The sequence below is a fragment of the Salipaludibacillus sp. CF4.18 genome (assembly GCF_051262595.1).
GTDB lineage: Bacteria > Bacillota > Bacilli > Bacillales > Salisediminibacteriaceae > Salipaludibacillus > Salipaludibacillus neizhouensis.
Window position 1 is genome coordinate 1 of the sequence record NZ_JBIMEV010000036.1, and the last position, 24,226, is coordinate 24,226.

At 37.8% G+C, this 24,226-nt stretch carries 22 protein-coding genes and 1 pseudogene; 15 read left to right on the top strand and 8 right to left on the bottom strand.

Features of this window, described 5'->3' with window-relative positions:
• Positions 1-72: 72 nt before the first annotated feature.
• Positions 73-357: a hypothetical protein gene (locus ACHABW_RS17935; protein ID WP_435757247.1), complete on the bottom strand. Its 285-nt coding sequence runs from the start codon at positions 355-357 to the stop codon at positions 73-75.
• Between the two features lie 367 nt (positions 358-724).
• Here ACHABW_RS17935 and ACHABW_RS17940 point away from each other — a divergent pair, with 367 nt between their 5' ends.
• The 4 genes from ACHABW_RS17940 to ACHABW_RS17955 all read left to right on the top strand — a co-directional run bounded on the left by ACHABW_RS17940 (position 725) and on the right by ACHABW_RS17955 (position 4,644).
• The gene (locus tag ACHABW_RS17940; RefSeq protein WP_435757248.1) at positions 725-1,246 is read left to right on the top strand and encodes a heme-degrading domain-containing protein; all 522 of its coding nucleotides are present in this window, start codon (positions 725-727) and stop codon (positions 1,244-1,246) included.
• 648 nt (positions 1,247-1,894) lie between these two features.
• A complete protein-coding gene (locus ACHABW_RS17945; protein WP_435757249.1) occupies positions 1,895-2,719 on the top strand; it encodes an STAS domain-containing protein in 825 nt (274 codons plus the stop codon).
• A gap of 143 nt (positions 2,720-2,862) precedes the next feature.
• Positions 2,863-3,156 carry a hypothetical protein gene (locus ACHABW_RS17950; RefSeq protein ID WP_435757250.1) on the top strand — a complete coding sequence of 98 codons (294 nt, stop codon included), beginning with the start codon at positions 2,863-2,865 and terminating at the stop codon, positions 3,154-3,156.
• Between the two features lie 300 nt (positions 3,157-3,456).
• Entirely contained in the window at positions 3,457-4,644 is a 1,188-nt protein-coding gene (locus tag ACHABW_RS17955) for a PLP-dependent aminotransferase family protein (protein ID WP_435757252.1), read from the top strand.
• 122 nt (positions 4,645-4,766) lie between these two features.
• On the opposite strand, the gene ACHABW_RS17960 is transcribed toward ACHABW_RS17955, so the two are convergent.
• Together ACHABW_RS17960 and ACHABW_RS17965 are read right to left on the bottom strand one after the other, a co-directional pair.
• The gene (locus ACHABW_RS17960; protein ID WP_435757254.1) at positions 4,767-5,609 is read right to left on the bottom strand and encodes an EAL domain-containing protein; all 843 of its coding nucleotides are present in this window, start codon (positions 5,607-5,609) and stop codon (positions 4,767-4,769) included.
• Positions 5,606-6,763, bottom strand: coding sequence for a methyl-accepting chemotaxis protein (locus tag ACHABW_RS17965; RefSeq protein WP_435757256.1), 1,158 nt, complete (start codon positions 6,761-6,763; stop codon positions 5,606-5,608). Before ACHABW_RS17965 ends, ACHABW_RS17960 begins: the two co-directional genes overlap by 4 nt.
• A 275-nt stretch (positions 6,764-7,038) precedes the next feature.
• On the opposite strand from ACHABW_RS17965, the gene ACHABW_RS17970 reads away from it, so the two are divergent.
• From ACHABW_RS17970 to ACHABW_RS18005, 8 genes and pseudogenes are all read left to right on the top strand, one after another.
• Complete coding sequence (locus ACHABW_RS17970; RefSeq protein WP_435757258.1) at positions 7,039-9,144, top strand: sensor domain-containing protein; 2,106 nt, start codon at positions 7,039-7,041, stop codon at positions 9,142-9,144.
• Between the two features lie 240 nt (positions 9,145-9,384).
• Positions 9,385-10,899, top strand: coding sequence for a flagellar hook-associated protein 2 (locus ACHABW_RS17975; RefSeq protein ID WP_435757260.1), 1,515 nt, complete (start codon positions 9,385-9,387; stop codon positions 10,897-10,899).
• Between the two features lie 42 nt (positions 10,900-10,941).
• Positions 10,942-11,151 carry a hypothetical protein gene (locus tag ACHABW_RS17980; protein ID WP_435757262.1) on the top strand — a complete coding sequence of 70 codons (210 nt, stop codon included), beginning with the start codon at positions 10,942-10,944 and terminating at the stop codon, positions 11,149-11,151.
• A gap of 120 nt (positions 11,152-11,271) precedes the next feature.
• Positions 11,272-11,622, top strand: coding sequence for a flagellar protein (locus ACHABW_RS17985; protein ID WP_435757264.1), 351 nt, complete (start codon positions 11,272-11,274; stop codon positions 11,620-11,622).
• Positions 11,623-11,738: 116 nt separating this feature from the next.
• Positions 11,739-12,128: a flagellar protein FlaG gene (locus ACHABW_RS17990; protein WP_435757266.1), complete on the top strand. Its 390-nt coding sequence runs from the start codon at positions 11,739-11,741 to the stop codon at positions 12,126-12,128.
• A 186-nt stretch (positions 12,129-12,314) separates the two neighbouring features.
• A pseudogene (gene fliS / locus ACHABW_RS17995) lies at positions 12,315-12,704 on the top strand (flagellar export chaperone FliS); the annotation flags it as partial.
• A 391-nt stretch (positions 12,705-13,095) separates the two neighbouring features.
• Positions 13,096-13,506: a hypothetical protein gene (locus tag ACHABW_RS18000; protein ID WP_435757268.1), complete on the top strand. Its 411-nt coding sequence runs from the start codon at positions 13,096-13,098 to the stop codon at positions 13,504-13,506.
• A gap of 15 nt (positions 13,507-13,521) precedes the next feature.
• The gene (locus ACHABW_RS18005) at positions 13,522-14,490 is read left to right on the top strand and encodes an alpha/beta fold hydrolase (RefSeq protein ID WP_435757270.1); all 969 of its coding nucleotides are present in this window, start codon (positions 13,522-13,524) and stop codon (positions 14,488-14,490) included.
• Positions 14,491-14,536: 46 nt separating this feature from the next.
• Here ACHABW_RS18005 and ACHABW_RS18010 read toward each other — a convergent pair whose 3' ends face one another.
• The 3 genes from ACHABW_RS18010 to ACHABW_RS18020 form a co-directional block, all read right to left on the bottom strand.
• Positions 14,537-15,403, bottom strand: coding sequence for a sugar phosphate isomerase/epimerase family protein (locus ACHABW_RS18010; RefSeq protein WP_435757272.1), 867 nt, complete (start codon positions 15,401-15,403; stop codon positions 14,537-14,539).
• Positions 15,404-15,527: 124 nt separating this feature from the next.
• Positions 15,528-16,982, bottom strand: coding sequence for a CoA-acylating methylmalonate-semialdehyde dehydrogenase (locus ACHABW_RS18015; RefSeq protein ID WP_435757274.1), 1,455 nt, complete (start codon positions 16,980-16,982; stop codon positions 15,528-15,530).
• A gap of 305 nt (positions 16,983-17,287) precedes the next feature.
• A complete protein-coding gene (locus tag ACHABW_RS18020; protein WP_435757276.1) occupies positions 17,288-18,295 on the bottom strand; it encodes a LacI family DNA-binding transcriptional regulator in 1,008 nt (335 codons plus the stop codon).
• Positions 18,296-18,908: 613 nt separating this feature from the next.
• On the opposite strand from ACHABW_RS18020, the gene ACHABW_RS18025 reads away from it, so the two are divergent.
• From ACHABW_RS18025 to ACHABW_RS18035, 3 genes are all read left to right on the top strand, one after another.
• Positions 18,909-19,883, top strand: coding sequence for a sugar ABC transporter substrate-binding protein (locus ACHABW_RS18025; protein ID WP_435757278.1), 975 nt, complete (start codon positions 18,909-18,911; stop codon positions 19,881-19,883).
• A gap of 124 nt (positions 19,884-20,007) precedes the next feature.
• Positions 20,008-21,552, top strand: coding sequence for a sugar ABC transporter ATP-binding protein (locus ACHABW_RS18030; protein ID WP_435757280.1), 1,545 nt, complete (start codon positions 20,008-20,010; stop codon positions 21,550-21,552).
• A 26-nt stretch (positions 21,553-21,578) separates the two neighbouring features.
• Complete coding sequence (locus ACHABW_RS18035) at positions 21,579-22,574, top strand: ABC transporter permease (RefSeq protein ID WP_435757283.1); 996 nt, start codon at positions 21,579-21,581, stop codon at positions 22,572-22,574.
• A 438-nt stretch (positions 22,575-23,012) separates the two neighbouring features.
• Here ACHABW_RS18035 and ACHABW_RS18040 read toward each other — a convergent pair whose 3' ends face one another.
• Positions 23,013-23,402: a tautomerase family protein gene (locus tag ACHABW_RS18040; protein ID WP_435757285.1), complete on the bottom strand. Its 390-nt coding sequence runs from the start codon at positions 23,400-23,402 to the stop codon at positions 23,013-23,015.
• Between the two features lie 54 nt (positions 23,403-23,456).
• Positions 23,457-24,224 (bottom strand): DeoR/GlpR family DNA-binding transcription regulator, encoded by a 768-nt coding sequence (locus ACHABW_RS18045; RefSeq protein ID WP_435757287.1) that lies wholly within the window; start codon positions 24,222-24,224, stop codon positions 23,457-23,459.
• Between the last annotated feature and the right edge of the window lie 2 nt (positions 24,225-24,226).

The following is a 24,226-nucleotide window of genomic DNA, read 5'->3' on the forward strand; positions in this document are numbered from 1 at the left end:
GTTAAATAAGTTAGAAGCTGAATCGAATCAACAATCGGAGATAAATAGATAATAACCGATAAACATAAATGATTATACTTCCTCTTTTATATCTAAATTCTCTAATTTAACAAGAATTTTTTCACCACTGTAACGTTTATATATTGCGAATAATATGTTGGCCACTCCGAATGTCCACCAAACAGTTAATAGACCTATAAAAATGTGTCCACCTACTGAACCCCACCCCCCGTGTTGTCTCATTCTTATTGAAGATTGCCCACGTGAAATCACTTCATAACCCATTGTTACGTAGTCATCAGTAACACTTTCCATTTCACGTACTGAGCCCACTCTTCTAATTCTGTCTATAGCCATACATTACCTCCTTTAAATAAAATAGTGGAAAAGTGTATTAGTAAAATATTCCTTTTAAATGATAAACTTGTTACCATTATATGAGCGGATAACTAAAATTATTAGAAAAATAGTGGTTTATTCTGTGATGATATAATTAAAAACCTTGAGTTATTGACTAGGAATAATTAAAATATATAAGGATCATCGTATTATTATAAGGTTGTTCAATAAAGTCAGTTAAACCGTAAATAATAAAATAATCAGTAGATAGAGTTGATGCTCATTCTACATGTGGAGCAGAGTTAGACAAACATAATGTGTATATTGCAAAACGGTTCAGAACAAATAATCAAATCCTCTATGCCTTTATAGGAGTGGAGGATATTTGATTTTATGGCACCTGTTTACCACCAATGAGATAGAGGGGAGCACAAAAATTATGATAAATGCAAAAGACAATTACGAAGAATTAGCCGCCCAAGAGAAAGGGTTGGAGTTTGAAAGGTTTTCCCGTAACGATGCGTTAGCTATCGGTCTTACTATCAATGAAAAAGCAAAGAAATTTAGCGATCCAATAACGATTGAAATCACCGTAAATGGTCTTGTGATATTTCGATACTTTTCAGAGGGATCAGTTCTTGACAGCGAGTTATGGCTTGCGCGGAAGAGAAATAGTGTCAATCTTATGAGCATGTCTTCACTGCGCTTCAAATACTGGCTGGAGGTGGCAGGGAAAACCCTAGAAGGACGAAATCTTAATGCTAGCGATTATGCTGCTGGCGGTGGCGGATTTCCAATAAATTTAAAGGGCACAGGACTAGTAGGCTCTATTTGCGTGTCTGGCCTACCAAATCATCTGGACGACCATCAGCTAATTGTCGATGCCATAAGTGAATTTTTAAATTAAATCAGGAAACTAAGGGACGGTTCTCTGCTTCCTGAAAGTCACTCTTGGAGTTCAGGTCGCCAGCGATCGCTCACTTATCTCTAAAAGGGCAAAGAAAAAGTCGAGATCACTTTTCTTTGCCCTTAATAGATTCACATTTAGGCGCCGTGCCTGTCACCACTTGGGTTAGGAAACTCGTGATAGGCACCACCCGAGCTTGCTTTGAAATTGCTTAAAGAGGATGAATTCCGAACAAATTCTAAAACAATAAAGGATGTATTAGTTTTAAGGAAGATTGACAACTCAACTTTAGTTGATTCAAAGATTGATAAAATTGAAAATAAAATTAAAGATATGACAATTGCCATATTTGATTCAAAGATAAGTGTAATTTTAATTATCCCCTTCCATCAAGAACTTCACTCATTCCAAATATTTAGAATCTGACGCAGAACACGTACATAATTGTGAATCAAGCGTGACAAGCAAGTAGGTATTTGGTTAGAATTTCCAGCCTACTTTGACAAGTAATAAGGAAAATTTTACCTCAATATTAGATAGATTCTATTTAAAATGGTTCTACATAATTTGGAGAAATTGCTTGTGCCTGCACAAACCTTTTTTAAGTTATAATAAGTTAACTAGAATAGAAAAAAGGTGTGAATATGGATGACCCCATTATTAAATTTTTCCAGGTACATAAGTGAAGATGCGGAATCTTTAGCTATTGAAGTGGTTGAAGGTGTTCTAAGCAGAATGAAACTAGATATTCCGCAATTGGAAAAAGAGCAAGCCAATGTTATGTATATTGAGCTTTTTGGATTTTTGGGAGAGTCATTAATTGATGAAGATAAAGAAGTGTTTCCAGATACCTTAATCGAGTGGAGTAAAAAAAATGCAGAAATGCAAGTGTCATCTGGAGGGGAAATTTCAGAAATTGTTAGGCGTTATCCACCAACACGGGAAGTCTTTAATGAAATAATAACGAGAATTAGTATAGAGATTGGTTTGTCTGTAAACGAAAATGCTATTGTGTTAAAAAGGGTAAACGCGTTGTTAGATGTCAGCTTAAATGAAACCTTTTTATCATTCGAACGTCTTTCCGATAAGTTCAAGAAAGATAAACAAAAAGAACTCCTAAAATTGTCGGCACCTATTGTGCCTGTAAAAGATAATATCGTGATTCTCCCACTGATTGGTGATGTTGATACGAATAGTGTCAAACATATATTAGACAATGTCGTTCCCAGAATTGCTGAAATGGGAGTTAAATATGTGATAGCTGATTTTTCAGGTGCCTTAACAATTAATGTTCAAATTGCACAATCGCTTCATAAAATAGGGGGGACGCTTCGTTTAATGGGTATAGATGTAGTTATTGCAGGTTTACGTCCTGATATGGTACAAACAGTTGTAAAAAGTAATATTGATATGTCTGCCATCAAGTCTTTTGCTAGTGTTAAGCAAGCTTTAGAGAGCATTCAGGAAGCGTAGGGACGGTTCTCTGCTTCCTAATTATTGAATTAGATGAGACTATAAGTTGAGAATAAACGTGAGTCAACCAGGTTGTTTTTCGTTCTGTACATGCTATGACCATAAATAGGTTATACTATACATAGTAGCTAAGGAGGAATCGTATGGACTTAGAAAATGTATGGGAAACGAAAGAAACGCTGAGAGAAGAATGGCGTGAGCATAAGGATATTCTAGTGGGAGCAAAATTTTCAGGAGCAAAAAAAGAGTGGGAAAAATTATTTACACAAATTCTAAACGCTAATGGTATTCTTCTTCAGTCGAATAAAAAAAGTGAACAGTACTTTGTAGAAGAAAACACTGGTGTAAAGCTCCAGGGCGGCGATTTAAAAGAGCGGCTTGAAAGCTTTTTAGAAGAAGGTGTTATTTCCAAAATTGCTTATCATTACGGGTTTTAGGTTCTGGTGAAAAGTGATATATAGAAGAGGGCATTGAAAAAGTCGATTTACTTTTTCAATGCCCTTTTAGTCGTGGAACGCAGGGACGGTTCTCTGCTTCAATCGACTGAATTAGCAATAATTCTATTCAGATCTCCGGAATCTCTCCAGCTGCAGTTACAGGAGAATATTCGGCGTCTCTTTTAAACGTAATTAATCTTAAAATAGTCATCAAAAAAGCAAACTGTTATGTTATGATAATAGTTATCTGATTTTTTCAAATATATGATTATTTAATTACTATAAAGGGTGGGGAATTTCGTGAAATATGGGTTTGCACAACGTGTTCGTTACATGCGATCTTCAGCTGTTAGAGATATTTTAAAGGTTGCTAATAAAGAGAATGTGATCTCCTTTGCAGGAGGAATGCCGGATGAGGATCTTTTTCCGGTAGAGGCAGTGCGCCATGCATTTGATAAAGCTCTTACTTCCGGCAACAAAACCCTCCAATATGGAGAGACGGAAGGTGTGATGGAGTTACGCGAGATATTAGTGGATAGAATGATGAAAAAAGGGATTCATCGGAAAGCAGAAGATATTTTAGTGACTTCCGGATCCCAGCAAGCGATTGACTTGTTCTCTAGAATTATGTTTAATCCGGGGGATATTGTCTTAACAGAGAATCCAACGTATCTTGCAGCTTTGCAAGTGTTCAACTCCTATGAAGTTAACATTGTTCCCGTAAAATCGGATAATGATGGCATGATTCAAGAAGATCTGGAAGAAAAAATTGTGAGGTTAAAGCCAAAATGTATTTATGTTGTTCCTACGTACTCGAATCCGGATGGTAAAGTGTGGTCGCTTGAACGTCGCAAGCATTTACTTGAGCTGGCTAATAAGTACCATGTTGTGATTTTCGAGGACGATCCATATGGTGATCTTCAGTTTGATTCTGCGGAAAAGGTTCCGCCTTTAGCTTCGATGGATGACAATAAATATGTCCTTTATACGAGCACGTTTTCGAAAACAGTGGTGCCGGCACTGCGAACAGGCTGGATTGTCGGGCCGCATCAAATCATTCGTTTAATGGCCCAAGCGAAGCAAGCAACAGACTTGCATACGAACTCGCTTTCTCAACATGCCTTGATTCATTTAATGAATGATTTTGATATTGATAACCACATACAGACCCTAATATCTGCATATCGAGAAAGAATGTATATTATGAAAGGTCTGCTTGATAGCGTGGATAATGATGAAATAAGTTACGTGACCCCGCGTGGAGGAATGTTCCTCTGGGTCAATTTACCTAAGCAGGTGAATACAACAAAACTATTAACTACTGCTGTTGATCACGGTGTAGCATACGTTCCAGGTGCTCCATTTTATGTGAAAAAGCCCAATCAAAACACACTTCGGCTAAACTTCACAAATGCCAAACCAGACCAAATAAAACTAGGCATGGAACGGCTCGTTTCTGTGATAGGGGACGGTTCTCTGCTTCCTTAATCGGGAGCGACATACAGATTCCAAATACACAAAAACAACTCCCAAAAACTTTTGGGAGTTGTTTTTGTGTATTTATTTATCCGAAAGTAAGTTACGTCAAACCAGTCATTCAAACTAAAACACTAGTAACTAGCGATACTCGCTGAAGGAGGTAGCTGAGGAAAGTGAGGGGAGGTTTGCGGGTGTCCAATAAAAAACCCTTGCGCGAAAGTAATTCCGAGCTCACGGATGGTTGCAAGCTCCGCTTTTTCTTCGATTCCTTCTGCGATCACTTCTGCTCCGGTCTCTTTTGCATAGCGAACAAATAAAGGTGCTTGCTGAGAAGGAGAGTGATGAATGTCTTGAATGAAGGAGCGGTCCAGTTTTATATAATCCGGTTGTAAATGTAGAATCGTTTTTAAACTGTTATAGCCGGAACCGACGTCATCGATAGCAATGCGAAATCCCTGTGAACGATAGTTATTGACGACTTTTTTCAAGCGGGCATAATCAGAAACATTTTGTTTTTCTGTGATTTCAAAAACGACCTGTTTAGGACGAAGACCGATCTTTTCCAATACTTTTCGTGTAGCACCTTGCTTATAGAGTTCATCCTCTAATACATTCGGGTGGACGTTGAGGAATAATTTCGTCTTTCGTTTCTCATGACAATTCGTTTGCTGTGAATAAATCGTCAAAGCCTTTTCCCGTGCCGTTCGCTCGTAGCAAAAAACCTGATTCGATTTTCCTAAGAAATCGTAAAAAGTCTCTACATATGGAAATATAGCTGATTTCTTCGGTCTGTTTAAAACCTCTTGGCCGACCGTTTCTCCGCTGGCAAGATGGACGATCGGTTGAAAATAGGGAGTCATCGTTTCATTTTTGATGATTTGATCAAGTTCCTGGTGTTGTTTGTGCTCTTGGTGAACTTGGTGCCAAGCCGAGTGTAAAGAGCGCAAGACACCAAGTAAGCAGGAGTGCTTCACAGGAAAGTTTCTCCTGTATTAACCACGTTATTACTTGTTGCTTCTCTTAAACTGCGAATAAAGCTCATCGATTCGTCACTGCACTGTTTCACAGCATCGGCTTGTTTTGCCATGTTTTTCAACATCTGACTTACTTGGGTAACTTCCTCATGCAGTGCGGAAAATTCTTCATTTGTACTCATCAATTTTTGGCGAAATTGATTCATTTTTTCCTGAGATTGATGTTGTTGTGTTGTTGTTTGTGCAATGACGTTTGTGGTTTCGTGGACATCGGTTTGAATAATTTTCGTTGCCAATTTTGTCTCTACTGCTAGGGCTCGAACTTCTTTTGCAACAACGGCAAATCCTTTTCCTGCCTCACCAGCTCTTGCTGCTTCAATGGTTGCATTCAAGGAGAGAATATTAACTTTGTCGGTGATCATTTCGATCGTATTTAGTGCTGTGGTGATCGCCTTGGCTTTTTCATTCAATTTTGTAACGGTTCGTTGCTGCTCTTCCATATCCAACCATTGCGATTTCGCGTGGATGATCATTTCTGTCATGAAATCGCGGCTTTTCTCAGCACGTTTGCCAATTGCACCAGCAGTATCCTGACCTTGAAAGCTTGTTTTTTCAACTTGTTGAACGTCTTCTTCAATCGTCTGAACATGGGCTTCTAATTGTGTCAAATAGGCCTGTTGGTCAGCGCGAATGAAGTCCTGAACCAATGCGGAAAGTTCCATTAAATCAGTCATCGTCAAATACCCGACAAGAAGAGAATTTACCTCAATAAATACTGCGTCAAATTTATCTTTCTCTTCCCGCTGAAGGGCCTGAGATATGATCTCGGAGACAGGATGATTCAGGGTGAAAACGAGAGGATTTTTTTTAGCGAAAATATGTATTGGGCGGTTGATAAATAAACTGAAACCGAAGCGTGACCCCATTTTTTGATAAAAGTGATTGATCATGATGTAGCCTTGATGATGAAAAGGCTCCTCAATTACAATACACTCCGTCTTCGAACTCTTTAAATAATCAACGAGATTTGCGCTCACTTTATAGGCATCCATGCGGTGAATGGTGCGCATCGTCTTTTGTATGAGTTGTGACTCCTGAGAATTGCTAGTGAATTTTAATTGTTTATTGGTTTCAACCGTTACTAAAGACACCATACCTATGACCTCCTTCTGATATGTTATATTATGCCAGTCATTTGTTAAGGCAATGTAAATATATAATAAAGTCTTTGTGAAGTTGGGTTAAGTTATCAAGTTATCAAGTTAACAGTTTATATCGATCGTTTTACACCTTGAATAATCTAATCTATCGGATAAATATCGACATTTTTAGACAATGAAACTATAATAGTAGATATAGTGTAGGTATTTATACCTTTCGTTAATTTAATTAATCTGAATTTTCAGGCATTGAATTGGAGTGAAAGATAATGAATGACTTAATCATGAGTTATAAACAATTTGCCAATCTAACGAGTGAGTATGTATGTATTCTGAAAAGCGAGAAATACGGTGAATATCGTTATGAATATATAAATGATCAGGCTATGCAGCAATTTCAAGAGTTTGGCGATGATGTTACTAATCTAAAAGTGGAAGAGGTACTTTCTTCTTATGAGGCGCAATTTTTGATTAAAAAATACAATGATACATATATAAATCAGGCAACAACTGTTTTTAACCAACATAAAGGTGGGATTGTTTACGAGACGAAGCTCACTCCATTCATGGATGTGGAAGGCAGGGTCACTCATCTGGTTATGATGATGAGAGATATTACCGTTGAACATAAAGCAGATCTTCATCTAGAAAAAACGAAAAAAGAGCTCTATCATCATATTAAAGAGAATGAAAAAGCTTTAATGGCAAGTAAGGAACGTTATAAATGTTTAGTGAAATACAATAAAGATGCAGTTTTTGAAATGAATCTGGATGGAATGTACCTCCATGCTAATCCGGCAATTGAAGAAGTTACTGGATATAATGCGGAAGAATTGAAAGGCAATACATTTCATTCGATTGTTGCTGTGAAAGATATTGATAAGGTCGTTTATTTTTTTAATGAGGCTAGAAAAGGCAAGGCGCAAAGCTATGAGTGCACGTGTGTGGATAAAAATAACAAATATATTTCCTTAGATGTAAAAAATATTCCCATTTATATAAATAACGAGATTATTGGAATTTTTGGGATTGCAAAGAATATCACTCCCCAGAAACTACAAGAGCGAAAGATTAAATTATTAGCCTATAATGATCCATTGACTCTTCTCCCTAATAAAGCATTGTTAGATGATCGAATCAATCAATCGATTCTTGAAACGAGAAAACAAAAAAACCTTATGGCTTTGCTGTATGTCGATTTAGATGGATTTAAAAATGTAAACGATTATTTAGGTCATTCTATAGGTGATCAATTACTAATCGAAGCATCACAACGCATAAGCAGGTGTTTGGAAAACCGTCAAACGTTAGCGCGTATAGGTGGGGATGAGTTTGTGATTTTACTCTCTGATGTACTGAATAAGGAAGCCGGAGTAAACTGCGCCAAGAAAATTATCGAAGTTTTAAAAGAACCATTCGAACTTCATGAAGTGAGTTTCCAATTGACCTGTAGCATAGGAGTTACTTATTATGATGGAAGTAAAGCTGTTACAGGAGAAGAACTGTTAAAACAGGCAGACTTAGCCATGTATCACATTAAAAAACGCGGAAAAAACAATGTCGTTGTTTATAACGAAGAAATGAATATAAATATAAAAAGGAAAATCACGTTGGAAACGGATATGCGTAAAGCTATTAAAGACGGTGATTTTTATCTGGAGTACCAGCCAATTGTCCATACAAAGACGAAGAAAACAATCAGCGCAGAAGTTTTAATACGCTGGAACCATAAAAGTTTGGGAAGAATACCACCGAATCAATTTATTCCAATAGCGGAGGAAACAGGTTTAATTATTCCGATTGGAGAATGGGTGTTTAGAACAGCTTGTTTGCAACTAAAAAAGTGGCAGCAAGAATATTTCGAAACGTTTAGAATTTCCATAAATGTATCGGTTCGGCAGCTCCAGGAACAGAAAAGGTTTATAGAGACTATAAAAACGATCTTAAAGGAAACGGGAGTGGCAGCGAAAGATATTAATATAGAAATAACGGAAACCCTTTTTATGGAAAATTACGAGGAATTATCTCAGATGATTCATCAGTTATATTCGTTAGGACTCCATATTTCTATGGATGATTTCGGGACGGGATATTCATCGATGAGTATTTTAAAAAATCTTCCGATACATACGATAAAAATTGATCGGTCGTTTATTGATGATGTGGAAGTTGGTTCGAGAAATAGAGCGTTAATTAACTCGATTATTAAACTTGCGGAACGCTTAGATATGCAAACGGTAGGAGAAGGGGTTGAAAACGAGAAGCAATTAGCGATATTGGCTGAAGAAAATTGTGATTACGTCCAAGGCTTTCACATATGCCGTCCGGTGTCAGCGGAAGAGTTTATCTTACAAAATTTCAAAGAAGGATTATAACCATACTTTTAAATATCAAGGGTTAAGAAAGACGCTACGTGTTTTTCTTACAAAAACAAATAAAATGTTAAGCACTAAACAAAATAGCTCTAATGCCGATATAACTAGTAGAGATTACGATTAGAAGACTAAAAACAGAAAAAAGTGGGAAGATCTAATGCTGCTTTTCTGTTTTTAAATTAGATGGAGAAACTCACTTTGTAGATTCTTCGTTATGAAAATAGGAAAAGGGGTTTTTTGATGAGACTTTCAGGTTTTGCTTCGGGTATGGATATCAATCAGATGGTAAAGGATTTGATGCAGGCGGAAAGACAACCAATGCAGAAGATGGAGCAGGATCAAAAAGAATTGATTCTGAAAATGGGTGAATATAGAGAAGTGAACCGAGAGTTCCTGGATTTTAGAAAAAATACGTTTGACACCATTATGCGAAGAGCGAATATGGATGCAAAACAAGTGAGTAGTTCGAATGAAGCGTTGATCAGCGGAACTGCTTCAGCTGGTGCTTCCAATGGGACGTATACGATTTCGAATGTATTGCAGCTTGCAACTGCTGAGTCTCATTCTAGCAGTCAAGGAATTATTAATAGCGATGGTGCTCAAGTAGATCCTAATGCTAGCTTATTGGACCAATTCGGAAAAAATTCCGTAGGATTTTCGATCACGACTTATGATAAGGCGGGGGCTGCAGTAACTAACTCTTTTTCCTTCGACGGCGCAGATACCTTAAATGGTGTATTAAGTGAGATTAACAATTCTGAATTGGGTGTTCAAGCTTTTTTTGATGAGCATAGTGGGAAAATTTCTATGTCTAGAACAGAAGTGGGTGTCTATAACGAAGGTGGGCATGAGATAGAATTTACAGATACAGATGGTTTCTTAACGAATACATTGCACATGACAGGCACACCTGACAATACTGCGCAAAATGCCGTTTTTACTCTGAATGGTTTAGCAACCGAGCGTCAAAGCAATGATTTTGAGATAAATGGAATGAACATTTCACTAAAAAGTAAGACTACAGAATCTGTTACATTAACTGTTTCCAATAACACGGACGATATTTTTGACACAGTCAAGGGATTTATCGACGATTACAACGAACTGATTGAAATGGTAGGTGGTAAGGTTTCACAGGAGTATCATCGTGACTATGCACCACTTACGGACGAACAACGGGGAGATATGTCGGATTCAGAGATTGAGATGTGGGAAGAAAGAGCACATAGTGGGCTCGTTAGAAATGATAGAATTCTATCTGGGGCATTAACTCAGATGAGGCAGGATATATATGCTCCAGTAGGTGTTGGTGAGAATCGGACATTCTCACAAATCACAGAATTAGGTATAACTACAACCAGCAACTATAAGGACCGTGGACGTTTGGAAGTTGATGAGACAAAACTGCGTGCAGCAATTGATCAAGATCCAGAGGCTGTTTTCCAAATGTTTTCTGCAGATGGTGAAACGCATGAGGAAAAAGGGATTGCTAGGAGAGTGCGGGAGACTCTTAACGATCAAATGAAGGTCATTTCAAGAAAAGCTGGGGGATCTGATTCAGCAGCCAATCAAACTTTTACAATGGGGAGAGAAATTGACCAAGCGGATGAGCGTATTACTAATTTCGAAAGACGGATGCAACAAGTAGAGGACCGTTATTGGGCTCAATTTACTGCTATGGAAAAAGCAATGGCTCAGGCAAATGCGCAGGCAGAGCAATTAATGTCCTTTACTATGGGCGGGCAAATGAGGTAATTTTATAGTGAAAATGGTGATCAGCACAATTAATTTGTGTGAATGGTATTAACAAATAAGCTTAAGTATCCGATATATCTAATAGATGAGAAGTGTTTTGGAAGTTGGGACTTTCAGCTTTGCCACAGGTATGGATATCAACCAGACGTTGTAGGATTAATGCGTGAGGAACGTATGTCGATGGATCGGACGCAACAAGATAATCAAATTATTGAATGGCATATGGCTGAATACCGGTCTGTAAAGAGTTGAAGCAAAAAGGGGTGACTTCTCCCGTAAAATGGAAGTAGCTTAAAAAATACTTAAAGCTACTTCTGAATGCTGCTTAACAAAAGACGCTACGCGTTTTTCTTAGAAGATTGGAGGCTGAGTATGTCAGCTATCACGGAGTTACACACAGTTACAAAGGCCCTGTACGGTCATCTGCAGCAGACGATGCCCAAGGATGAAGGGCGAGAGGAATACATTGAAGTTATTGAGAATTACCTGGGTGAACGCCAGCCTTTAATGGATAAAGTATCTCAACCTTCAGGAGCGGAAGAAGAGTTTGCGAATGATGTCGTCAAAATGAATAAAGAAATCAATTTGAAAATGGTGGCAATTCAAGCTGAAATTAGAATGGATTTAAATCGTTTAAAAATGCGTAAACAAACAGGGAAAAAATATGAAAACCCATATGATGGACCTACATCGGATGGAATATTTTTTGATTCTAAGAAATAATCAGTATTAGATTCAAAGTTTTCAGTTATTTCTAAAAAACACTTCAACATTTAGTGAAAAGTACCGATATATTAATTAGTTAATTAGGAAATAGGTCAAGAGTAGGAGTGATACACATGGAAGTGAATTCATTGGGCCGTTTTTCCGCAAATGAAACTACCTCTCAGGTACGATCTGAGCGAAGCCCTACGGAAAACAGGGATAGTGTGGATGCACAAGGAAGTGTCGACACGTCATCTAGGAAAGCTGAGCATGAATCTCGAGTAAAGGGAAGAGAATGGTCGGTGAAAGAGTTGGACAGTGCGATGGAAGCGATGAATGACCTCGTTACCGTTAAAGGTACTTCTCTTAAGTTTGAACAACATGAAACACTGAATCGCACAATGGTTAAAGTCATTGATAAGCAAACAGAAGAAGTAGTGAGAGAAATTCCACCCGAAAAGTTTTTGGATATGATTTCTTCGATGTTAGAGTTTGCCGGAATTATTATTGATGAGAAGGTTTGATGAAAAAACAAAAGAACTCGATTCATTTTTCGGGTTCTTTTGTTTTATTATTAAAAATAATGGAAGACATGCCGATAATATACATGTAAGAGCATGAGGCATTTATCCTAGGAGATTTCCAAGTTTACGATAGAGAAAATGTGTGTCTGTATTCAGATAAGGGATTCATAAGGGGAGTAGATAGTAATGGCAGTAAACAATCCGTACGCGAAGTATAAACAATCATCCGTGGAGACAAAGTCCGCAGGCGAATTAACGTTAATGCTTTATGATGGTTGCTTGAAGTTTATTAAACGTGCTGAAAAAGCATTGAATGAAAAAAATATGGAAGAAAAGAATACGAATTTAATGAAAGCACAAAATATTATTCGTGAATTGATGGTAACACTAAATACGGATGTTAATGTGAGTCAGAATATGATGCAAATGTATGATTTCATTATGTCCAAGCTTATTGAAGCTAATACAGGAAATGATCTTGAAGCATTAAGTCAAGCCGAGCAATTTGTTGTGGATTTTCGTGATACGTGGAAGGAAGTCATTAAGAAAGACCGTCAGAACAGACATGGTGGCGGAACAGTTTCAACTTCAACGGAGCCTAAAATTGAAACAAAGCCTGCAGAGAATAAGGTCACACCGATTACAAAACAGGAGGAAGCACTTGCACCAGTGACTCCTAAGTCAACAGAAGGAACGGCGCCAACGCCTAATAGAAAACCGGCTCCGAATAACCCTTATGCAGCAGCGAAACGAGCGGCAACTGCAGCTGCCGGTTCAGCAGGGACCAGTTACCGAAAATAATGAATGAAAACGAAGACTCTAAGAAAGCAACCGGACAAGCTTGGCTTCCGGTTGCTTTTTTTGTATGAGCTGCTGTTTTCGAAATCCTTATTCTTTTTGGACATCGTGCTATAATTAAATAAAGTGTTATTTAGCTAGATATATACCACAAAAACTAATTGAGTCATTGAATGACAGAGTAAAGGAGGGATTCGTTATTTCTTCTCGGCTTACGTCGGCGAAGCGGCAGTTTTTACATAATTATCTTGATATGCTTCTTGAAATAGAAAATGCGATCCAGTATGTGAGTGAATGCTATATTAAAGGTGATCATGACATTGGTGACCGACTTCTGAAAAGTGTGACGCTAGGATTAATCCCTTATAATGAGGAAAACATGACAATGCAAGCGATTTTCAAAGAGGATTTAAATGCTTTGTCAACGTTGCATCAGTTTCAGGATGCAGTCGAAGAAGCAGCTAATATAGAAAACACCTATCCAAATGAACAGCAACGGATGGTATTTTTACATGAAAAGCTATTACCGCGAAAACACGAGTGGACTGAGATCGTGGAAAGTTATTATAAAACACATTAGCAAAGGGGAAAAATTATGCCTTTAATTGATATGCGTTTAGACGAATTGAAAACCTATCAAGGAATAAATCCGCGTCCGAAAGATTTTGATGAGTATTGGAGTCGTGCGCTGCAAGAGATGAACGAAGTGGAAAGTAATGTAGAGCTGATTAAAAGTTCATTCCAGGTTGCTTATGCAGAATGTTTTGATATGTATTTTACTGGTGTTCGAGGAGCACGAATTCACGTGAAATATGTGAAACCAAAGCTTGATACATCTAAGAAACAGCCAGCTATTCTTCACTTTCATGGCTATTCTATGAGCGCAGGGGATTGGCAAAGTAAACTTGCGTACGCTGCACTTGGATATCATGTGTTTGCAATGGATGTCAGGGGACAAGGTGGTTTGTCTGAAGATGTAGGCGGCGTAGTTGGAAATACATTGCAAGGGCACTTTATTCGCGGTCTTGATGATCATGAGGACAACCTCTTGTTTCGTCATATCTTTTTGGATACTGCCCAGTTAGCAAAGCTTGTTATCGACATGGATGAAGTGGATTCTCGTGATGTCTCGGTAACGGGCTGGTCACAAGGTGGCGGACTGACAATGGCTTGCGCTGCACTTGAACCACGGATTAAAAAACTGGCACCTGTATATCCATTCCTAAGTGATTATCAACGAGTATGGGAAATGGACTTGGCAGTAGGTGCCTATGATGAGTTGCGAAAATATTTCCGGAAGTTTGACCCTCAGCATAAACGTCAAGAAGAGACTTTTGCAAAACTTGGCTATATTGACATCCAACATTTGGCCTCTCGAATTCAAGGAGAAGTCATGATGGGGGTGGGTCTTATGGACACGATCTGTCCGCCATCTACCCAATTTGCTGCTTACAATAAAATAACCTCTCCAAAATCATTAGAGGTATTTCCTGATTTTGCTCATGAAGATTTGCCTGGACTGCATGATCGGATTATGGAGTTTATGATAGCGGATAATTATTAAAAAAACCGCTTAGACGATTGTCTAAGCGGAAAAAGAATGCCATATATTATTTGTAATTGACGAGTTCATCTGTAATTCGATCCAACATAAAGCGACTTGAATCTTCTGCACGGTGTTCTTCACCGAATACGGCAGAAGTTACGATGCCGTCGAATTTGATTTCACGTAGTTTGGAGAAGAGCATATCCCAGTTGATATCACCTTTACCAATATCCAGATGCTGGTGAACTGTGGCATGTACCCCTGGTGGATTAACAACATAGCGCAGACACGATGATGCTTTATGATTAAAAGTATCTGCAATATTTATGTGTCTTAATTTATCTCCAGCGTAGTCTAGCATTGTAGCGATATCACCTTTGCCGTCATCATAGAAAAACGTATGTGGTACGGAATAAAAGTAGCCGAGCCAATCCTTGTCAAAGGCTCTGATCATTTCTACAGCTTCATTATTGTTTTCAATGAAGTCAAATGGGTGTGCTTGAATATTCAAGTTTATGCCTTCTCTTTCAAAGTGAGGAATGAGTTCATCCATCGATTTCACAAACATTTGTTCACATTTATAAGGCATATCGTTTTGTCCCGTAAATTCGGAATTCATTAAATTAACGTCTAACTCGACAGCAATCTCGATCGCGCGTTTCCAGTTATGGACGGCTGATTGACGGTCTTCCTCATTTGGTCCTGCCCAGTGTTGCATCGGCAGGATCGAAGAAAGTTTCACACCCGTGTCACTGAGTGCTTTTTTTAACTCTTTAATTCGTGCTTTGTCTACCCGCGGATATTTATAAAAAGGCATAAAGTCATCTCGTGGTGATAGTTCAATATATTCATAGCCCATTTCTGCGACCATATCGACCATTTTTGGAATAGGTAGATGTCTTATCATATGGGGATCTAATGCTATTTTCATAAGTATTTCCTCCTTAGAGAATTTAGTTGATTTTTAGTAGAAGCACCTACGCTTGATAAGTAGGTGCTTTGTATGTCGAATGGATTTCTTGAAAGTTGAAAGCTTTTTTGCAGTTTTACGAGTATTACCAGCGAGCTGTGACCATTTTTTTGCGAGTGTAAAATTCAACTCCATCTGTTCCGTTAGCGTGAAGGTCACCGTAAAACGAGTTTTTCCAGCCAGAGAATGGGAAGAATGCCATTGGAGCTGGTACTCCTAAATTAACACCTAACATGCCTGCATCAATTTCTTGACGGAACTTTCTTACGCTGCTTCCGCTGTCAGTATAGATGCATGCTCCGTTTGCAAACTCAGATTTGTTCGTTAGTTTAATAGCTTCATCCAATGTTTCTACACGAACAACGGACAAAACAGGAGCAAAGATTTCTTCTTTCCAAATAGTCATTTCTGTTGTTACGTGATCAAAAATTACCGGACCGATGAAATAGCCTTCTTTTAATCCGAGTGCTTTATCTCGTCCATCATAAGCGAGTTCTGCGCCTTCTTTCAGACCAATTTCAATATATTCTTCTGTTTTTTGCTTATGGGATTCTCGAATGACAGGACCGAGGAATACACCTTCATCAAGGCCATTACCGATCGTGATGTCATCGACTGCAGACTTTAGTTTCTCCATCAATTTGTCTGCTACGTCACCGACAGCTACTGTAACGGCTGCGGACATACATCTTTCTCCTGCTGAGCCGTACGCGGCACTGACAATTTGTTGCACTGTAGAGTCAAGATCAGCATCAGGAAGTACAATCGAATGATTTTTTGCTCCAGCGAGTGCTTGTACTCGTTTTCCATAGTTAGCTCCTGTTTTATAAACATATTCCGCGACAGGCTGAGAGCCAACGAAGGAGATCCCTTTAACTTCAGGATTTTCGAGTAGACCATTCACCACATCGTGAGCTCCGTGAACGATATTCAATACACCATCAGGTAAACCGGCTTCTGTAAATAATTCAACGAGTCGACCGGCAAGTATCGGCGTCCGTTCCGATGGCTTTAATACAAATGTATTACCACACGCGATAGCTAGCGGGAACATCCAGCAAGGAACCATCATTGGGAAGTTGAAAGGAGTTATTCCGCCAACAACACCAATCGGGTAACGATACATACCAGATTCAATGCCAGTTGCAATGTCAGGTAACTGTTTGCCCATCATAAGTGTGGGCGCACCGGCAGCAAATTCAACACATTCAATGCCTCGTTGAACTTCTCCATAAGCCTCACTGTAACTCTTTCCATTTTCTTGAGTGACAAGACCAGCTAGTTCCTCCCAGTGTTCTACCAAGAGTTGTTGATATTTAAATAGAATACGAGCTCGTTTAGGAACAGCAGTATTACTCCAAGATTTAAAGGCATCATTTGCTACTTGAACGGCGTTATCTAAATCCTCACGGTTCGAGATTGGTACATGTGCGATTGTTTGACCAGTTGCAGGGTTAGGTACCTCTTCTGTTTTTCCGGAAGTTGATTCGATCCATTGACCTCCAACATAATTTTTGAGATAAGGCGCTTTTTCAGTCATTTTCATTTCTCCTCTCAGATAATGTGTATTTAGTATGAAATTGATAGGGAAGTCAATAATGATATCGATTACATTACTTTCTTTAAAAAAGTACATATATTCTTAAGAATACCTACCAATACTCACTGTACTCTTTCAATTTGATTTAACTAAAGACCTTGTCATGTAATCGATTTCAAAATGTGGTTAGAAGGGTATAGAAATTAGTGTAAACGATTATATTTTATTTGTAAACGCTTTATTTATATTTTTTTATATAAAATATGAAATTTAAATCATCACATAGGGAAAAGTGTGATGATTTATTATTTCGTAACTTTACTATTTGACCCACAGGATTCACGAATGACCAGGGTATCTTTCATAACATACGTTTTCTTTTGGATATCTTCTTTATGGATCATCTTTATTAACAGTTCACCGGCCTTATTGCCAATATCGTATTTCGGTTGGTCAATGGTTGTTAGATGCGGTTCAATAACCATTGACATTTTTAGATTATCAAATCCAACGATGGCAACATCTTCGGGGACGTTTAATCCCGAGTCTTTCACAGCTTTAATTGCTCCCATTGCCATTTCATCATTATATACAAAAACACCGGTAGGAGGGGTGTCTAAGGCTAACAATTTTTTCATCTGATTATAGCCTGATTCAATAGTTAAAGCACCTTCTTGTATATAAGATGATTCCATGAGTACGTCATGACCGAGCATAGCTTGTTGGTAACCCCGTAACCTGTCTCTACTAAGAATGACATTCACGGGTCCGGAAATGTGAGCAATCTTTTTATGCCCTAAACTAATAAGATGCTCCGTTGCTTTCCGAGCACTGCTAATGTTATCAATCGAAACAGTGGGTACGTTTAAGCCATCAATATATTCACAAGCAAGTACCAGAGGATATATATTTGATAGTTCCTCTAATCTTTCCTTATCTAATTTTGCTGTTAATAGGATTACGCCATCTACTTGCTTTTGAAGAAGTAAATTCATATAACTGTTTTCTCTTTCAACACTGTTTTCAGTGTCTCCTAATATAACTTGATAACCTTGTTCAATAGCGATATGTTCAATTCCACGAAGCACTTCAGAGAAAAAAGCACTTGTTATATCAGGTACAACGACAAGTATCATTTTTGTTTGCATTGTTCGGAATTGTCGAGCAACTAGATGAGGCTGATAGTTTACTTGTTCAATTATGGCCAATACTTTTTCTCTCGTTTTTTTACTAACAACATCGGGATTTGTTAAAACTCTGGATACAGTGGCAGGTGAAACGTTTGCCAGTTTAGCTACATCACTCATTTTCATTTGATTCTTCCACTCACCTTCATGGTAGATTATTTTAAAACTGTTTCGGTAAAGTAATAGGTAAATTTAAATTCCTTAAGATAGAATGAGATAGTTCATGTTTTTAATGAACATATAATAAATGTATTTATATTACTATCATAAGCAATATAAGCATTAAATTCAAGTGAAATGAAATCGTTTTCTTAATTGTCAGTCTTAGGATTTCAAATGAAAATATTCTTATCGTAATTAATTAGTATAAGATCGCCTAAATGAGTTTCTTCTATATATGTATTACAGAAATAGTATAGCTTAATATATATAAAATAAGACTACTGTATAACGTTATTACCGTTTTTATAGAAAATAAATTTAATTTTTCTGAATAAAAGCGTTTACATTTTGTTTAAAGTATTATAAAGTAATAGAAACAAAAGATGTTTCATTTTGTTGCTGTAAATGTAATCGATTTCAATTTGGTTAGATATCTTATTTCTTTTAAAGAAAAACAGGGGTAAATTGTAGAATTTAAAAATAAGGGGTGGTTTAACTAAGAGGCTAATAGAGGCAATGTTTTCTTTTAAGGAGTTTTATTTGCAATTTTAAACTAATTATATAGGAGGAATTAGTTATGAATATGTTTAAAAAGCTAGGTTTTTCAGTAGGTATGTCAGTTGTATTGTTATTGGCAGCTTGTGGGGAAGAGAACAGTGGAGCGGAAGAAGCAGACAGTGGGAACGGCGGAGATGCAGAAAAAACGATAGGTGTTTCGATCTCAAACTTGGATGAGTTTTTAACTTACATGCAAGAAGCAATGATTGCAGAAGGAGAATCTCATCCAGATTTTGAATTTGTTTTCTCCGATGCTCAAAACGAGGGAGCAACGCAGCTGGATCAGGTCGAAAACTTTATTTCCCGTGATGTAGATGCAATTGTTTTGCATCCTGTAGATACCGTTTCTGCAGTGGATATCGTTGATAGAGCAAATGATGCTGGGATTCCGATTGTTGTTGCGAACCGAACCTTTGAAGGAATAGAAGCAGCAACTGCATTTGTTGGTTCTGAGTCAATCGTTTCCGGGACTTTGCAAATGGAAGCAGTAGCAGAGCTTCTTGATGGAGAAGGAAACGTCGCTATTATGGAGGGCGAGCTTGGGCACGAGGCGCAAATCATGAGAACTCAAGGTAATCTGGATATCATTAAAGAGTACCCAGGCATTGAAGTGGTTTATCAGGGAACAGCCATCTTTAGCCGTTCGGAAGGTATGCAATTAATGGAAAATTGGTTGAACTCCGGGGAAGAGATTGATGCAGTAGTTGCAAACAACGATGAAATGGCTATTGGTGCGATCATGGCTCTTGAAGCGGAAGGTAAGTTAGATGACGTAATTGTCGCTGGTATTGATGCAACACCGGCAGCTTTGGAATATATGCAGGATGGTTTATTAGATGTGACGGTTTATCAGGATGCCATTGGGCAAGGTGCTAACAGTATTAAAGCGGCTGTAAGTGCAGCAAATGGTGAAGAAGTGGATGACATCCTCGTTCCTTATGAACTAGTTACTCCTGAAAATGTTGATGAGTACATGGATAAATACGATCAGTAATTGTTAGCAATTTATTTAGCATTTAGCATGGACTGTTAGAGACGATGCAAGGGTTTATAAAAACTTTTGCGTCGCCTCTTCCATGATAAATCATTAATTTCTAGAATACCTGGAGGTGGCTTTCATGAGTAATGACTATATTTTGGAGTTGGAAAATGTCACAAAAGAGTTTCCGGGTGTGAAAGCACTGGATAATGTTCAACTAAAGGTGAAAAAAGGCACTGTTCACGCATTAATGGGTGAAAACGGGGCTGGTAAATCAACGTTAATGAAAGTTATTATAGGGATGCATTCAGCCGATAAAGGAAGAGTCATTTTTGATGGAAAAGAAGTAAACTTTAAAAATATTACTGATTCCTTAGATGTTGGTATATCGATGATTCATCAAGAATTAAGCCCAATTCCGGAAATGACTGTTGCTGAAAATATTTTTTTAGGAAGAGAACCGACATACAATAAAAGTGGAATTATTAATGAAAGAAAACTTAAAAAAATGACCTCTGATCTATTAGAGGAATTGGGAATCAATATGTCTCCATCACTCAAAATGGGGGATATCTCTATTGCAAAAACGCAAATGGTGGAAATCGCCAAAGCGGTATCCTTTAACTCCAAGTTAGTTATTATGGATGAGCCAACCTCTGCGATTACAGACAAAGAGGTTGGGCAACTATTTAAAATTATCCGCTCATTAACTAAAAAGGGAGTCGGGGTCATTTATATTACACATAAAATGAGTGAGTTATATGAAATAGCCGATGATATCTCTGTATTTAGAGATGGTCAATACGTTGGATCAGGTACTGCAGAAGAAATGGATCGCGATAAATTGATAAAATTGATGGTCGGCCGTGAATTAAATCAAGTCTTTAACAAACCAAAAGTTGATATCCAAGAGGTCGCACTATCTGTCAGGAAGTTGACTAAATCTGAATTTTTTAGAGATGTTAGTTTTGAGGTTCGGAAAGGTGAAATCCTTGGTTTTGCCGGATTAATGGGTGCTGGCAGAACGGAAGTCATGGAAACAATCTTTGGTATTCGCTCAGCGGAAGCGGGAGAGGTTTATATACACGGCAAGAAATCAAATATAAAAAGTCCGGTAGATGCTGTTAATAATAGTTTAGGTTTCCTAACAGAAGACCGTAAACTAACTGGATTATTTTTACCTTTAGATGTAAGAGAGAATATGATAACCGTTAACATAGACACTTATCTGTCGATGGGTTTATTAAATTCTAAAAGGATTAACGAAGATTGTGCCAGGCAACGAAAAGCATTAAATATTAAGACCCCGAATCTAGATCAAATTGTTGAAAACTTAAGTGGGGGTAACCAACAAAAAGTATTGCTGGCAAGGTGGTTATTACGTAATCCAGATATTCTCTTCCTAGATGAACCAACTCGCGGTATTGATGTCGGAGCTAAGGCAGAATTTTATAATATTATTTTTAAATTAGCGCAAGAAGGAAAAGCAATCGTTGTTGTTTCTTCTGAAATGGCCGAAATTAAAGGATTGTGTGATCGTATTGTAGTCATGCATGAAGGGAAAATAACCGCTCAATTATCAAATGAAGAAGCGGATCAAGAAACAATTATGCAATATGCAACAGGTCAGCGTTCTCAAGAAAAAGTGGAAACAGAAAGTAATAAAGAGAAAGAAACCGTTTAAGCATTAACGAATGGGAGGAATGTAAGATGGGGCAAGTGAATGAAGCGACAAATAATGACAACGAAAATAAAAATAGTCGAAAGAAAGAAATAATGATGCATATCTTTAAAAAGTACGGGATCCTCATTATCCTAATTTTGTTAATTATTTTAATGACACTATTAACACCGCACTTTTTAACTTCGACGAACTTATTAAATATTGTAAGGCAAATGTCTATTATCGGAATAATTGCGATAGGGGTAACTCCTATTATTATTACACGTGGAATTGACTTATCTTCAGGTTCGATGATCGCTTTAATTTCGGTGATTGTTGCGATGACTGCTCAGTCAGGCATGCCAATTATCTTTCCTATATTAGCAGGTTTAGGTGCAGGTTTGTTCGTTGGTATTCTAAACGGATTAATGGTTGCAAAGGCAATGCTTCCACCGTTCATCGCTACACTTGGTATGATGACGTCTGCCCGAGGTTTAGCTTTACTAATAAGTGAAGGCCGTCCAATTGGCGGTATTTCAGAATCATTTAGATTCATTGGACAAGGGGTTGTTGTTGGTATTCCGGTACCGATTATCATATTCGCTTTAATTGGTGCCATAACTTGGGTCATCCTTAATAAGACAAAACTTGGTAAATATATATATGCGATTGGTGGTAACGAGCAAGCAGCAGTTACCGCAGGGATTAACGTTGCTAAAGTGAAGTTATTTGTTTATTCGTACGCAGGTTTACTTGGCGGTCTTGCTGGTGTCATTCTGACATCAAGAATTGCATCCGGACAACCGCAATCAGGTTTAATGTTTGAATTAGATGCCATTGCGTCGGCTGTTATCGGGGGCACTAGTTTATTTGGAGGTATCGGTACTGTAGGGGGAACCATTATCGGTGCATTGATCATAGGTGTAATGAACAATGGACTAGATTTACTAGGAGTAAGTTCTTACTGGCAACAAATCACGAAAGGTGCAATTATTGTCGTTGCTGTTTATATTGATTCTCGAAAGCATCAAAAGAAAAAATAACCTTTTCTGTAATCGATTGCAAATTAAACCTAATCTAGTAAAATCTCAGCTAAGAAAAAGGCTGGCAACAGGATTTAACCTGTTGCCAGCCTTTTTTTAGTTTTTTAGAGATTGTTGTGAGGTAGGTGCTACCGTGGTAGCACCTACAAAAGTAGCAGGTTGAAAACGAGAGCATAGGCGAGGATAAGAGAGATTAGAAGATGAAAAAAGAGGTAGGTGCTACCGTAGTAGCACCTACAAAAGTAGCAGGTTGAAAACAAGAGTATAGGCGAGGATAAGAGAGATTAGAAGATGAAAAAAGAGGTAGGTGCTACCGTAGTAGCACCTACAAAAGTAGCAGGTTGAAAACAAGAGTATAGGCGAGGATAAGAGAGATTAGAAGTTGAAAAAAGAAGTAGGTGCTACCGTCGTAGCACTTACAAAACACGCAGTTCGTAATTACAGTTTTCCAGTTAAAAATTGCGCTTCACCAAGTCCAAAGCTCCAGTCTGCATCATTATTTTCCGTGAGATTAATCATCACATTTTCCGGTGCAATATCACACTCATTTTTTAACCTTTCTGCTATGAGTGAATAAAGTCTTTCTTTTTTTTCTTTCGTTCTAGTTTTACTCACAATACTAATAATAACTACGTCTTTCGTACGATTAAATCCTAGACCAGTATCTTCGATGATCATTTCATTAGGCGAGTGTTGATTGACGATTTGGTAACGATCAGAATGTGGAACGTCAAAAGCCTCTACCATTGCCTCATGACTAGCATCCAATAACCTTCGTAGTTCTTGTTCATTTCTTCCTTCTATCACATCAAAACGTAATAACGGCATGTTAAAACCTCCTAGGTTTTTAAAAATATTCGAGTTTTTTCTATATAATAGTTATCAATAGTTCAAGTTATCAACGACGATAAGTTCGACTTTATGTTGAGAGATGAAATCCAGATACGTATTAGCAGGTGTTTGATCGGTAATGATAAAATCCAGCTCATCTAACTGACTGAACGTGATGAGTGCCTGTTTACCAAATTTTGAGTAATCAGCCAGCAAGTAAGTTTCTTTACTTTTAGAAACAATGTACTTTTTAACCTCATATTCAAGTGGAGATGCGTGTGTAATACCATTTTCTATAGATATACCTGTTGATGCCACAAAGGCTTTGGTAATGTTATAAGATCTTAATACGTCCATGTTTTGCAAGTGAACAAAGGCATTTAACGTACTATCAAGTAAACCGCCGGTTGATATGATACGTAAATTCGGGTATAGCTGAGATTGCACAATGAAATCTAGGTTATTCGTAATAACTGTAACTTCTTTTTCTTGTAAATATTCAGCGAGATAAACAGTTGTTGTTCCTGTATCGACGTATATGATGTCACCATTTTCAACTAGGGAGGCGGCTTTCTGTGCAATAACCTTTTTGGACTTTTCGTTGATCACTTGCCTTACTTGGTAATTGACTGGCTGAGAATTAACAAGGGAGATACCGCCATGTACCTTTTTCATTTTTCCGGTTGTAACGAGAGAATTGGTATCTCTGCGTACAGTGTTTAAAGAAACTTGAAAGACCTCTGCTAGTTGTTCTAATGAAACAACGTGGTGTTTTTCTACATATTTTCTCATTTCTTCGATCCTCTGTGTTTTTAACATAA

What these genes read in the sequence shown, in the direction of transcription:
- ACHABW_RS17935 (WP_435757247.1), bottom strand. Translation starts at nt 357, where the DNA reads ATGGCTATAGACAGAATTAGAAGAGTGGGCTCAGTACGTGAAATGGAA.
- ACHABW_RS17945 (WP_435757249.1), top strand. Translation starts at nt 1,895, where the DNA reads ATGACCCCATTATTAAATTTTTCCAGGTACATAAGTGAAGATGCGGAA.
- ACHABW_RS17950 (WP_435757250.1), top strand. Translation starts at nt 2,863, where the DNA reads ATGGACTTAGAAAATGTATGGGAAACGAAAGAAACGCTGAGAGAAGAA.
- ACHABW_RS17965 (WP_435757256.1), bottom strand. Translation starts at nt 6,763, where the DNA reads ATGGTGTCTTTAGTAACGGTTGAAACCAATAAACAATTAAAATTCACT.
- ACHABW_RS17970 (WP_435757258.1), top strand. Translation starts at nt 7,039, where the DNA reads ATGAATGACTTAATCATGAGTTATAAACAATTTGCCAATCTAACGAGT.
- ACHABW_RS17975 (WP_435757260.1), top strand. Translation starts at nt 9,385, where the DNA reads ATGAGACTTTCAGGTTTTGCTTCGGGTATGGATATCAATCAGATGGTA.
- ACHABW_RS17980 (WP_435757262.1), top strand. Translation starts at nt 10,942, where the DNA reads ATGGTATTAACAAATAAGCTTAAGTATCCGATATATCTAATAGATGAG.
- ACHABW_RS17985 (WP_435757264.1), top strand. Translation starts at nt 11,272, where the DNA reads ATGTCAGCTATCACGGAGTTACACACAGTTACAAAGGCCCTGTACGGT.
- ACHABW_RS17990 (WP_435757266.1), top strand. Translation starts at nt 11,739, where the DNA reads ATGGAAGTGAATTCATTGGGCCGTTTTTCCGCAAATGAAACTACCTCT.
- ACHABW_RS18005 (WP_435757270.1), top strand. Translation starts at nt 13,522, where the DNA reads ATGCCTTTAATTGATATGCGTTTAGACGAATTGAAAACCTATCAAGGA.
- ACHABW_RS18010 (WP_435757272.1), bottom strand. Translation starts at nt 15,403, where the DNA reads ATGAAAATAGCATTAGATCCCCATATGATAAGACATCTACCTATTCCA.
- ACHABW_RS18015 (WP_435757274.1), bottom strand. Translation starts at nt 16,982, where the DNA reads ATGACTGAAAAAGCGCCTTATCTCAAAAATTATGTTGGAGGTCAATGG.
- ACHABW_RS18020 (WP_435757276.1), bottom strand. Translation starts at nt 18,295, where the DNA reads ATGAAAATGAGTGATGTAGCTAAACTGGCAAACGTTTCACCTGCCACT.
- ACHABW_RS18025 (WP_435757278.1), top strand. Translation starts at nt 18,909, where the DNA reads ATGAATATGTTTAAAAAGCTAGGTTTTTCAGTAGGTATGTCAGTTGTA.
- ACHABW_RS18030 (WP_435757280.1), top strand. Translation starts at nt 20,008, where the DNA reads ATGAGTAATGACTATATTTTGGAGTTGGAAAATGTCACAAAAGAGTTT.
- ACHABW_RS18035 (WP_435757283.1), top strand. Translation starts at nt 21,579, where the DNA reads ATGGGGCAAGTGAATGAAGCGACAAATAATGACAACGAAAATAAAAAT.
- ACHABW_RS18040 (WP_435757285.1), bottom strand. Translation starts at nt 23,402, where the DNA reads ATGCCGTTATTACGTTTTGATGTGATAGAAGGAAGAAATGAACAAGAA.
- ACHABW_RS18045 (WP_435757287.1), bottom strand. Translation starts at nt 24,224, where the DNA reads ATGTTAAAAACACAGAGGATCGAAGAAATGAGAAAATATGTAGAAAAA.